This window comes from Paenibacillus sp. LK1, from assembly GCF_002750415.1.
GTDB lineage: Bacteria > Bacillota > Bacilli > Paenibacillales > Paenibacillaceae > Paenibacillus > Paenibacillus taichungensis.
Map to the genome: position 1 here is coordinate 649,542 of NZ_PEII01000001.1, position 13,141 is coordinate 662,682.

Below are 13,141 nucleotides of genomic sequence, written 5' to 3' on the forward strand. Positions count from 1 at the left end.
CAAAGAGAGGATTGGATTTCCATAATCACTCTGCTATGATGAACTGTGCAACGAATAATCAGTCAAGAGAGGGCTACCTAATGCGCCAATTCTATCGAAAATACATATACATGCCTTTTGTTAACCTGACCTTTCGTTCCAAACTATTTATGGTGTTTGTACTCGTCACCATCATTCCGATGATGTTATTGGTTTATTTTTCCTATGAACTTACCAAAACAAAACTTACCGAGCAGATCTACATCAACATGACGAACTCAACAGCTCAGATCACTAAAAATCTGGAAAATAAACTGGATAGCTACGAACATATTTCCGCCTCCATTTATTTGGATAATCGTCTTGCCAATTACCTTACGAACGAGTATCAGGATGATCCATCCTATTTGGACGTCTATAACTACATTGGCAATCGAATCGACACCGTGATGGCTGCCTACCCTGATTTTGATAGCGCATTCATTTATTCAGACAATCCATCGCTGCCCAAAGACAATTATTATATCAGGCCGATTACACCCGAAGTTCAGAACACGGAACTGTTCCACAAATTGAAACAATCCTATGGGAACATTATTCATCTCTCATCGCCGCAGACCGAGAATGGTCCCGCCATGTTTACGCTTGCCCGGCTACTGAACAACAATAGTAATCAGTATCCGTACGGGATGCTGGTCTTTCAAATTTCCGAGTCTGTCATCTACTCTCTCATGGAAAAAGAAGCAGGTGGCAAAGATATTTTTATTATCAATGACAAGGGCATTATTCTATCTTCAGCAGACAAGCAGTTAATCAACACAAGCCTGCCCGAATTGCTTCATCAGAATTTTGACGAGACACCTTCAGGCAGATTTGATACAACGTATCAAGGTGTGAAGGCTCTAGCGGTTTATAACACGCTCAAAAACGGCTGGAAAACGGTATCCATCTTCCCTTATGACAGTATTATTAAGGATGCTAAATCTCTCTCTCAGCTTATTATCAAAATTTCACTGGGCTTCATCGGCGTGGCGCTGTTGCTCATTTATATTACCGCATCGCTGTTCAGCAAACGCATCAGGACGTTAATACGGATGATTCGGCGCATTGAACGGGGGGATTTCAACCCTACCCATGAGGAACAAATGGGCAGTGATGAGATAGGACAGCTTCACTTTGCATTCGAACAGATGACAACCCGGCTGAAAAGTCTGGTTACGGAGGTCTACCAGAAAGAGCTACAGAGCAAGGAAGCCGAGCTTGACCTGCTTCAAGCTCAGATCAATCCTCACTTTCTGTATAACACACTCGGCTCGATCTCCTCTCTGGCCGTAAAACATCAGGATCCCCAGATTCAGGATATGGTCCTTCACCTGGCCAAGTTTTATCGGATATCCCTGAATAAAGGAAAGAGCATCCTGACTATCAATGAGGAATTGAAATTGACGCAGAGCTATAATGCCATTCAGCTTATTCGATTTAAAGGCAAGCTGAATATCATCTACACGATAGATCAATCGATCCTTCCCTACTCGACCGTAAAGCTTGCGTTACAGCCTTTTGTGGAGAATGCAGTCATTCACGCTCTTTGGAATCAGGATCGGCCCCTAAATATCCATATCAAGGGCGTCATCGAGAACAATAGTATCATCTTATCTGTTATAGACGATGGAATGGGCATGCGGCGTGAGACGCTTCAGTCTTTGTTTGAAGAGAAAGAAGGACGAGGCTACGGCATTTCAAATGTGGATCGGAGAATTAAGCTGAAATTCGGTGAATATTACGGTGTTAAAGTGTACAGCAAACTAGGCATGGGAACCACGGTCCAAATTCGTCTGCCACAAAAAGAGATCCAATAAAAAAGGAGTGCAATGCAGCCACTATTGGCTTGCAAAGCACTCCTTTTAATCCATTCTACAGCATCCTTTTATACCTGCTCACGGATACGGTATACCAGACTGTCGAAATCGCCACGTAGAGGCAGCTCCACCCCGATGTTCATCAGCGCACGGCCACTGACCGATAATCTCAGTTCTTCAATGAGATAGGTCTTGTCAGCCTGAAGACCCGCCAAACGCAGTCTAGGCAACGGTTCACCCAGCTTCTGCGAGTGAAGAAAAGCGAACAGAACATGTTCACTTGCGGTAGCATCGCTGTACTGGACAGCCGTAACCCCCTTATCGCGAAGCGCAGTCAGGCGGAATTGTCTGCCGAATTGTACGAGGTGGCGAATGGCTTTGTACTGCCCGATGAATTCCCCGGACTCTTCGATCCATTCATCACTCCACTCGTTCAGATTGGAGCCAATACCAAGCGTGCCCATCATTGCACTGTGGAAACGATACTTCAGGGAGACGTTTCGACCGTTCATTCCTGTAGGTGACTCGGTTACCCAACAGGTCATCATACGTGGTGCATACGTATAGGAGAAGCCTTCCTGAATGCTCAGACGGTCGAACGCATCCGTATTGTCACTCGGCCAGGATTGGTCGGCGTAACGGAAGATGCCCAGATCAATCCGCGAGCCACCTCCTGCGCAAGTCTCAAATTCCACATCCGGGAACTTGGCTCTCAGCTGTGCCCATATATCATAGAGACTCTGGACATGCCTTACCCATACTTCCTTCTGACGGTTTATGGGGTGACCCTTCATGCCAGGCTCCGTGATGGTCCGGTTCATATCCCATTTAATGAACTTAATCTCATGGTTGCCAAGCAGTTCGGTCATAAAATTGAGAATGTATTGCTTAACCTCCGGCTTGGAAATATTCAGCAGCAACTGATTGCGAAGCTCCGTACGTCCCCGAGTCTCAAAATGATATACCCAGTCTGGATGTTCTCTATAGAGATCACTATCCGGGTTGACCGACTCCGGCTCTACCCATATGCCGAATTCCATCCCAAGTCCGTGAACCTGATCAATCAGCTCAACAAGTCCGTTCGGGAACTTCTCTTTATTCACGTTCCAGTCGCCCAACCCCGCACGGTCGGAATGCCGCTGCCCAAACCAGCCGTCATCCACGACAAATAGTTCCACACCCATCTTGGCTGCCCGCTCGGCAAGCGCCATTTGGTCCTGTGCGTTCACATCGAAGTAGGTAGCTTCCCAGGAGTTGTACAGCACTTTCCCGATTTCACTGCGAGGCAGTATGTAATTGTATTGATATTGATGCAAGCGGTGGCTCATTCCGCCAAAGCCTTCTGGGCTGAATCCGCCGACAAAGACAGGCGTCTCAAACGTTTCGCCCGCACCCAGCAACCATTCATTGTCAAAATCATTGATGCCACCTGTTACCCGTACATGCGTGAATGGGGTCTTCTCCGCAACAATCTTCCAGTTGCCGCTCCAGGCCAGAGCACCAAACCATACCCCACCGCCGCTTTCTGTCGAAAGACCATCATCAATCGCAAACCATGGGTTGGCATGACCGTCAGTGAAACCTCTCCGCGATTCAAGTACCTTCTTTCCCTCTGTCAAAATGGTATTGCGCAGTTGGAATTCACCCGACCATTTCCCCGTAACATGAGTTAGGCGGTAATCCTGGAGATATGGCAAAGTCCAGGCTGCGGATTGCATGCTTTCCAGCACGATATCCTCTTGTCCCTTATTTACGATATTGGCATAACGCTCCACCAGGTCGAATTCCGGGATGACCCGATATATCAGCTGCGTTTCAAGTGCATAGACCTGATCCTTCAACGTAATAATCAACGTCTGTCTGCCATCTTGTTCAATGATCTCGTGACGGTCATACTTTACATGAAGATCGCGGACACCATCAGACATACGCAGCTTCAGAGATGGCTCTGTATAAGATGCACCTCCCCAGAAGCTATACTCCTCCACCTCTCCTTCCACTTCCGCGTCAAAAGAGCTGTGGGATTGTAGATGGAGCAACGGAGCGCTGTCCTCGATGTCCACGGGGTTACCCCAATACAGATGCTGGAGGTGTTCCCTCTCATTAATTCCGAAAATGTAGGACGAATTTTGCGTCTGTATTGCAAATATACGTAGTTGTTCATTATATTGAATCGTCAAATTTATCATCCTTTCGAGTTCCTGTTACCCTCGTGCTGTGTGTTGTGAACATACATATTATTGTAGGAAGCAGGAGTTAAATTAGCCATATCGCATTCTTACAATCCATAGGGGAAATCATCTGTCATTCTAAGTTATGAAAATAAGGCTGCGATGCAATTCGCAGCCTTATAAACTTACTTCAAAATCAGGTTATAGATGACCTGAGCCGCCTCTGCACGGGAAGCAATCCCTTTAGGCACAAACTGCCCCTGTCTTTGGCCTTGAACCAGTCCTAGTTGGGCTGCATCCTTTACCGAAGCAGTTGCCCATGAAGAAACCTGAGCCATATCGGTAAATAAGATATCTGAAGAACCAACAGGCACTTTCCCATCATTCAATTTATATGCCTTCATCAGCATCACCGTAATTTCTTCCCGGGTAATCTGTGCGTCCGGCTGGAAACTGGCTGCGCTTCGGCCGTTGACAATACCTGCTTGGTTCGCAATCGAGATGGGTTCCGCGTACCAGTCATCTGTCGCTACATCTGTAAATTGTACTTTTCCCGCTACGGTCAGTCCCAGAGAATGAACGAGCATGGCGGTGAATTCAGCGCGAGTGACTGCACGTCCTGGCTCAAATTGATCTTCGTTTGTGCCTTCAACATACCCCTTTGCTGCTAACTCCTTGATTACAGAGCTGGCCCAATGATTGGCCGGAACATCGGTAAACGTCCGATTCAGTTCCAGAACGGCATACTTGCTGAAGTGGCTCACTTTAGTCGTTAATATGCCATTCACGTAATCCGATTTGAGAAATTCCAATTTCCCATTTTCGTTAATATAATATATTCCTCCCTGTGAAGGATCGAAGCCTTCAGCCGCTGCCAGACTCAGCGTAACCGGATGATCAAACGCAGAGAGTGTTTCGGTTGCACCAGATTTAGTTGTTACCGAAAGGCTGAATTCATAGATTTCACCCTTAAGGGAAACCGTTGCCCGGGAAGATGATTCCGCTGCAGCAACGACCTCCTTGGCCTTGCTGCCAAGCGGAACCATTTTCAAGGAAATTGTACTATCTTCCTGTTGCCCCGCTGGTAGCTTGCTCAAGAGCTGCTGGAACAAACTCGCAGGTACTTGCAGGGTTAACTTACCTGATTTAACTTCCAGTACATGGTCGCCGAGCTGACGTAAAACAGCAGATGACAATTGTAGCTCTGGAGTACCAGCCTTGATGTCCACAACGGCTTTCCCTGCCCCATTGTCCACTTTCAGCATATCGGCCGTGATGACCAGTTTTGCTGTATCGTTCTCCTGAGCCGTGCTGTTGCCGGAGTTCCCGCTAGTATTATTGGTATTGCCATTGTCGCCAGGGTTACCTGGGTTACCTGGATTACCTGGGTTACCTGGGTTACCTGGGTTACCTGGGTTACCTGGATTTTCCGGATTGACTGGTTTTTCGGTCAATTTAACCAACTTCGATTCAGCCGGTCCAAGCGAGATGGACCATGAACCGGTGGCTGACGAAGATTCACCTGTCCACAAATCTTGTAACGTGTAGGATTTGGATTCATTCAATCCGGCACGACCCAAGTTAATTGTTTTGTTCGCTGAACTATTGCCGCTGTAATTAAATACAGCGAGGTAATAATCATTGCCGTCTTTCAGAACAAACGTATCTGCAGCATTTGCATTCGTATTCCCTTCAAGCGGCTTGAATGCTTTTCCTTTCAGCGCTACCTGAAGAACATCCGTATTATTGTACAATGCTGTCATGTATTCCTGTGCCTTGGGATCGTTCACATCATCAGAATCCATCATCACCGTGCCGGCAATCACACCAGAATTCACCCGGCTGCGGGCTTCCTCCAGGCTTGAAGCACTGCTTAATGCCAAATGATCTGGGTCTGTATAAGAATAGATCGTTCCATTTTGCCAGAAACCATATGTCAATGAATTGAGCATGTACTCCGTCTCATTGATTTTGCCATAGGTGTCACAAGAGATCCGTCTGCTATGCGCATACTGACTTGGAAAAATCGGTGCAATGGACGCACTAATAAACATTTTTCCATCCAATCGCTCTTCAACATAACGCATCCCTTCATTGTATGCCTGGATTCCTGTCGTCACGGTAGTGTCATAGTGTTGGCCTTCCAGTGAGCCATGGGTCAGGAAATCCAGTTTAATGAATGTGAATCCAAGTGATTTAAACTTATCCAGAAAATAATCCATACGCATTTGACTCCCCGGATGTGTCACATCCAGTGCATATGCTCCATCCAGTGTAGGCAGAGGTTTCCCTTCAGCATCCTTAAGCACAATATCGCCATACGTATATTGCCCGTTGGTACCATCTACTTTTTGGCTCATATCGTTGCCCCAATAAACAAATGGTCCCCAATAGATGCCTGCATGCTGACCATTGTCCTTAATTACAGATACGGCTTGGGCAAGCTCTGCATCACTTAGATTATCCCAGTAGGAATCCATATTAATAAATACATTGCCGTTATTGTTGAACTTCTTAAGATTGTTCTTGAAATAATTGGACACATCCACTACGTTCTGATACGAAAGCCCGCTATCATAAGCTCCCCAGCTATTCCAACCTACTGGAACACCTTGTGGCAGCTCCGGATTCAACGCCAGCGGAGGTGTAATAATCGCATTGGCTTTACCGTATTCTTCAAGTCCTGTACGGTAGTCACTGAAACCACCTACCATAATCAGTGGTGAGGACAGTTCAGTACCAGTCAGGCTGCCATGTGGCTGGGTATCACGAGTAACGTCACTCGCTGCACCACCATACACAGCAAATTCATTCAGACGATTAGCTGAGCCTTTCCAGTCAATACCGGTCTTCCAGGTATCATGGGTTACTGAACCGATCACGAGACCGTTACGTGTTGAGTTATTGAATACCGTTGTCATTTCGTAACTGGTATCCGCCCGGTTCATCGTTTGAGATTTGTAGCGAATCCAGGCGTCATTGTCAAAAGGTACTGTAAGCACGCGATTATCCGAGCTGACGCCGATATCCACACCACTCGTATTTTTCACAGTAATTGGTGACATGTAATTACTTTGGATCTCTGTATCACTGAAGGCATCCAGACGGTTGAGGAAATACGATTTATCTTCATAAAACCGATAGACCTGCTTCAGGGTTGGTTTGCCAGTTGACGTATGAACAAAGTTCAACTCAATGCCTTTGCCGAATCCATCCTGAATCTCCACAGGTGTTCCACCGCTCGCATGACTCTCATAACCTTTGGTTTCCACAAGACTCTCACCAAGTTTAATGCTGCTGAAAATACCCCGCATCTTCTGCCCTTCTGCCCAGCTATAGCCAACGAATCCAGTCTGGGTATTATAAGACACTTCGTATTGTCCGTTCGATACCAGAAGGCCATACGTGTAATCAGTCACCGTGATATCCCCGTATCGTTGAGAGTCACCCGGTGTTCCCAGATCGTCATCTCCTTCACCTGGATTTTCGGGTTCTGTCTCTATCGCAGGCTCTACGATAATCCGGTCCAGATCGGGAGAATAGCCATTGTTGTCTGAAAAGGTAATCGTATTCTCGCCTTCAGTTAATGGGAGTGTAAGATCATACGTACCTACCGTATCCCAGTCCGGGGTTTTGGGCAGGTCGTGGAACTGCTCTTCCCCATCATTCGCATGGACATAGAAACTCCGCGGATCACCGGAAAAATAATCTACCTTAACGCGGTAATCACCTGTCATGGGGGCTATAATTTTATTGAACGTCAAGGAGCTCCCGCCATTCAGATAGCCGACCTTTTTGCCGCCGGAAGCATTCGGGCTCTCTGTTACGCGTGCTTCACCAGTCAGTGTATTGCCCGAATCTTCGGCTTCATAGCTAAGCGTATACGGGATCACTTCAATTCGGTCAAAATCGGGGGAGTACCAATCATGATCCGAGAACGTGATGGTATTAACTCCCTTATGGAGGGAAGCTTCCGCATCATACGTGCCTACCGTATTCCAGCTTGCCGTTTTGGGCAGATCAATCATCTCATCCGTGCCATTGTTCACCTGCATATAGACAGGTCGCTGGTCACCAGAAATATAAGATATCCGGATCAAATATGTACCATCTGCCGGTACGTTTACATTCGTAAATTGCAGTGAACTGTTTTTGTTCATATCCGTTACTTTTTTTCCGCCTGAACTGATACTGCTGTCCACCACCTTGGCATTGCCTTTCAAAATATTGTCGGCTGCTTCTGCCTCAATGATTGCACCATGCAGATTTTTCTTCCAGTCGTCTCCGCCACCTTCTCCCGGCATGTCACTGTCCAAACCGCGGATCACAATCTTGTCGATGTCGGGAGAATACCAGTTGTTGTCATCAATCAGGATTGTGTTGGTACCCGCGTTCAACGGAAGAGTCACATCATACGTTCCCACCGTATCCCAGTCGACTGTCTTGGGTGGTTCTTCAAATTGCTTTTCCCCGCCATTCACACTAATATTGAACGGCCGCGAATCACCTGAAATGTAGTAAACGGAAATCTTATAATTTCCTGCCTCACTTACAGTAACATTGTTAAATTGCAAGGAACTGCCTTGGTACATGCCTCCGACCTTTTTGCCGCCTGAAGCCGTCGGGCTATCGGAGATTTTCGCGTTACCAAGCAAAATATTCCCCTCGGCCTCGGCTTCATAGGTATTCATATCATCGGCGTGAGCTGTTCGGACGAACTGGCCCCCGCCAACTACCAAGCAAAAAATGATAAAGAACACAAATCCTTTTTTCATCATCCGTCCCAACATAACATGCCTCCATTTTCTTATGATTGAGTTAGGTCTCCATATGCCTATCCTGCGGTGGTTCACAGCCTTTATCTGTAATCGCTTTCATAAAGATCTGTTAAATCCCCTCTCTCCTCCTTCCTTTCCTATATGCCTAATTGTAAAAAGGAGGAGGGGGATGTTCCATACCACAATGTTACTATTCATACAGGAAAGCCTCTTTCATTTGCCATATCATGGGTTAGTAAGAGGGAGCCTATCCAAATCATGTTCAAGGAAAACAGGAGGATCAACATCATCATTACCAAACAACCTGTATCGTCATATACTTTTCCTGTATTCGTTGGGTGTTACGCCCTGTGTCTTCAAGAAAAGAGAAATAAAATAGGATGTACTTTCATAGCCCACGTTCTGCGCGATATCGTGAATCTTGAGCGAGCCATCTGCCAGCAGTTCCCTGGCTTTATCCAGTCTGATGCGTGTCAGATAATCATGAATGGTCACCCCTGTTTTTTCTTTAAAAATGGATCTTAAATAGTTCGGTGACAAATAGACCTGATCAGACAGGCTGTTGATGGTAATTGGCTGATTGTAATTCTGATCGATGAGGGTACGGACCTTGTGAATCAATTTTGCATTTTTGTCCATAAACCGCTCACCTAGCATACTCACGGCATCTTCCGCAGTACCGAGAATCAGATCTTCGATCTCATGCAGAGTCAGTGCATTATAGATGGAGTGATATAGCTCAGCCCGCTTCGGAACAGGTTTGTGAAGCTGCTCCAGCAGCTCATTAACGAGATCTATCGACCAGTCGCAGATGATTTTCTTCTTGACTCGCAATGTTGCCAATCCCTCAATATACCCGTGCAGCTTCTGTGCGGCCCATTCAAAATCCAGTCGGTTAATAGCCTCAAACCATTCCTTTTGTTCAAAAGGGGGCATATGCTCCGTATAAAATTGGTTCGAAAGCGTCTCAGCATGAATTATCGTGCCTGTACCTTCATAGAAACGCTCGTTCAAGATGGTTCGCGTCTGTTCGTACAGACAGTGAATATAGGCTAACTCGGTCTCTTGTCCGCCTACAGCTGCCGTTACCGTAAAATCCAGAGCACTACGAATAGCCTCCGCCAAGTCTTCCCACGCATAATGTCCCGGCTGCTGGGACGCTTCCATAAATACACCGGTCTCTCCTTCCTTGTAATCCACAAAGATCGCTTTCAGGTTCTTCGCTTTGAAGAAATGATCGAGAAAAGACACCAGCCGAGCTGTACATTCCTCCAGACTTTGCTGTTCCTCTTCAGCCTCCTTGGGATCGATACTGAACAAGGCCATTGCATATCGGGTGGTCTCCGATTGTCGGTTTAGACGGCTGAAACTAAAAGCGAGATCAAGAGCACGATCCTCATTTTTTTCGTAAGATAACTCCTTCAGGATATTGGCTTTGGCCGCCTCCATGGAACGGTTCTTCATTGCAACTTCTTCACAACGCTGTTTAACTTTACTGATAACGCTTTCAATTTCGTTTAAATCCAAAGGTTTTAGCATATATCCCACGGCCCCTACGTTGATAGCCGATTTTACATATTGAAATTCATCGTGCCCGGTCAGAAACATCACTTGGATCGAGTCGTAGCTCTCATGTATCTTTCTCGCCAGATCAATACCGTTCATTATCGGCATCTGAACATCGGTAAGAACGATATCAGGCTGGGTGGCCTCGATCTTCTCCAAGGCCTCCCTGCCGTTACTCGCCGTTCCCATGATATAGATACCCATCTCTTCCCAACGGATATAATCCCTCATCATCTCAAGTCCCAGTTCTTCATCGTCTACCAAAAAAATACTGAACATCAACGTCCCCTCCCTTTGTCTCTGTCTATCTCTATTATATGTTTTTCCCCCCGTGGGACCATGGTCCATATAAATGAAAGTTATTTTCAAGTATAGATCGTTATTTTACCAACTCCAGCTCGCTATTGAAATAGTAACTTTCGCCTGCTTCGGCATGAAGGATCGTTCTTTGGTTGCCCCAACAAATGGTGAACGTTCCCGGCGAGAACGTGTGGATGTTCGTAGAGGTCGGCTTTCCATTCTCCCAGACGATGTCAACCTCGGCATTTCCTTTTGCTCTCAGCCCGGTTATAGAGCCGGTGCTCCATGCCTGTGGCAACGCTGGGAGAAGGTGAATCTCGCCCGCATAACTTTGCAGCAGCATCTCTGCTAAGACAGCTGTACCGCCGAAATTCCCATCAACGACGAAAATATTACTCTCTGCTCCAGCAATTCCGGATTTGGAATAGGTGAACAGATTATCGAAGCACAGGCCGCCGATCAAATGCGAGAGGTGTTTATATGCCGTCTCTCCATCGTGCAATCTCGCAAAACCCAGTCCAAACAAAGCAGCTGTAAATTCAACATCCTCCAGCTCTTCCTGGACCATGCGGTTCTCCAGCGTTACTCGTGCTGCCGCACTGAGTTCCGGTGTATGGTCAGGTGTAATCTGATTGTCCGGATACAGCGCATACATATGAGACAAATGCCGATGTTCCGGCTGCACCTCTTCATAATCTTCCAGCCACTCCTGTAACTGGCCTTTCTTGCCGATCTGTAGAGGTGGAAGCTTGCTGATTGCTTCTTCCAGCTTGCGTCCGAGTTCCTCGTCTTTATTCAAAAGTTCAACTGAATGAAGACAAAATTCGAAGAGCCTGCGCACCAGCATCTGGTCCATTGTTGTTCCCATAGACAGCTGCTGTGCCGCCTCTCTCGAATTATCGGGATAAAAATGATTCTCCGGCGAATTAGAAGGACCCGTCACCAGCCAACCGTTCCGAGGATGCTCACACATGTAGTCCAGATAGAAGGCCGCGGATTCCTTAAGTACAGGATAGGCCACATTCTCTAGGAAAACACGATCCTGACTATACTCATAGTGCTCAATCAGGTGTGTAGCCAGCCATAATCCGCCTGTAACGTTCAGCCCCCATGAGGTCTCCCACCCAGGCAACGTAAAGCCCCATACATTAGAGAAGACATGAGCGACCCATCCTTCGCATCCATATACATTACGAGCCGTTTCCCTGCCCGCCTGTGCCAGGTCCTCAACATACCGAAATAACGGAAGATGGCTCTCTCCAAGATTCGTAATTTCTGTGGGGTAATAATTCATCTGGGTATTCATATCAAGGTGATAATCACAGCTCCAGCCCATTCGGCACGCTTCACCATCATTCCAAATTCCTTGGAGATGGAGTGGCAGTGGAGAGTTCTCGCGAGAGCCCGCAATAGTCAGATACCGGCCATATTGAAAAAACAATGCAAACAACTGCGGATCTTCATTCCCCTCACCCTGTTCCAACAAACGAATGCGTTGGTCTGTAGCCAGACCGGATTTCCCCTTGTGGCCCAACTGAATATCTACCTTGTCATATTGATCACCGTAATCACGGATATGATCCTCCCTCAGCAAGGCATAACCCTTCTCTAGCGCCTTCATAAGCGTAGACTCGTTCTCTGTTTCCCACTCCTGATCTGTACGGCGATAATCTGTGCTCACACTAAAATAAATCCATGCCTCATCCGCTCCGGTCACAGTCAATCGATCATCTCTACTTGCGACAGTCCCTCCGGATATAACCAACTTGACCAAACCCTTGGCCCATACGCCGCAAGTCCCATCACTATGTACATTTTCCGTTGCCTGTCCTTGGAATTCAAGCGTGTTGTCATCTAAGGCTACAACCTTGAATGATTCCGTGCCTGCCTGCAAGCCAAGTGTAAAGGATACTCCACCCGGGGCATCGCTCCAAATTCGGGAGGCCACTATATCATCGGCGTGAGAAGCGAAAACTTCACGAAGAATCGTGATGTCATCATCCTTCCAGAACGCTCCGGCCAGCGCATGAGTCAGATCCAGCTCACGTTGGAAGCTTCCAACTTCATCAGAACTCGAATTCTTCTTCCCAAAATCAATAACAACATCACATAATCCAAGATGGGTGCCGAAATTGCGCTTCTTTGGCTGCAAATGTTGTTTGGCAAGTCGATCTCCTTCATCATAATCGCCGGAGAAGAAATAGCTGCGCATCTCTTCCAGTGTAGCCTTGCCTCCTTCGGAAGGATGCTCCGGGTCAATCCGACCCGACCAGAAGGTAACCTCGCTCATACTCCATACCTCACGATGCGATGACGCCATAACAACTGCCCCTATTCTTCCATTGCCCAGCGGCAGGCCTTGAGACCAATCCGCTGCAGGGGTTGAATACCACAAAGTAAAATCGTTCATATCATGTCCTCCAGTCCAATAATGATTATTTTTGAAATAGACTCATTCCCAAAATAGACAAACGCGCGATCTGTAAGA

Annotated in this window: 5 protein-coding genes; 1 reads left to right on the forward strand and 4 read right to left on the reverse strand. The window is 46.9% G+C overall.

The window, feature by feature from the left end; translation table 11 throughout:
* Nucleotides 1-80: 80 nt before the first annotated feature.
* Nucleotides 81-1,838 (forward strand): cache domain-containing sensor histidine kinase, encoded by a 1,758-nt coding sequence (locus tag CS562_RS02970; RefSeq protein WP_175381596.1) that lies wholly within the window; start codon nt 81-83, stop codon nt 1,836-1,838.
* Nucleotides 1,839-1,906: 68 nt separating this feature from the next.
* Here the strand turns inward: CS562_RS02970 and CS562_RS02975 are convergent, their stop codons facing one another.
* From CS562_RS02975 to CS562_RS02990, 4 genes are all read right to left on the reverse strand, one after another.
* Nucleotides 1,907-4,027 (reverse strand): alpha-galactosidase, encoded by a 2,121-nt coding sequence (locus CS562_RS02975; RefSeq protein ID WP_099853506.1) that lies wholly within the window; start codon nt 4,025-4,027, stop codon nt 1,907-1,909.
* A gap of 167 nt (nt 4,028-4,194) precedes the next feature.
* Nucleotides 4,195-8,799, reverse strand: coding sequence for an S-layer homology domain-containing protein (locus tag CS562_RS02980; RefSeq protein ID WP_099853508.1), 4,605 nt, complete (start codon nt 8,797-8,799; stop codon nt 4,195-4,197).
* Nucleotides 8,800-9,099: 300 nt separating this feature from the next.
* Complete coding sequence (locus tag CS562_RS02985; protein WP_099853510.1) at nt 9,100-10,632, reverse strand: response regulator; 1,533 nt, start codon at nt 10,630-10,632, stop codon at nt 9,100-9,102.
* Between the two features lie 100 nt (nt 10,633-10,732).
* Nucleotides 10,733-13,063 (reverse strand): glycoside hydrolase family 95 protein, encoded by a 2,331-nt coding sequence (locus CS562_RS02990; RefSeq protein WP_099853512.1) that lies wholly within the window; start codon nt 13,061-13,063, stop codon nt 10,733-10,735.
* Between the last annotated feature and the right edge of the window lie 78 nt (nt 13,064-13,141).

Excerpts from the sequence above, each read along its gene's own strand:
- CS562_RS02970 (WP_175381596.1), top strand. The coding sequence starts at position 81 with ATGCGCCAATTCTATCGAAAATACATATACATGCCTTTTGTTAACCTG.
- CS562_RS02975 (WP_099853506.1), bottom strand. The coding sequence starts at position 4,027 with ATGATAAATTTGACGATTCAATATAATGAACAACTACGTATATTTGCA.
- CS562_RS02985 (WP_099853510.1), bottom strand. The coding sequence starts at position 10,632 with ATGTTCAGTATTTTTTTGGTAGACGATGAAGAACTGGGACTTGAGATG.
- CS562_RS02980 (WP_099853508.1), bottom strand. The coding sequence starts at position 8,799 with ATGTTGGGACGGATGATGAAAAAAGGATTTGTGTTCTTTATCATTTTT.
- CS562_RS02990 (WP_099853512.1), bottom strand. The coding sequence starts at position 13,063 with ATGAACGATTTTACTTTGTGGTATTCAACCCCTGCAGCGGATTGGTCT.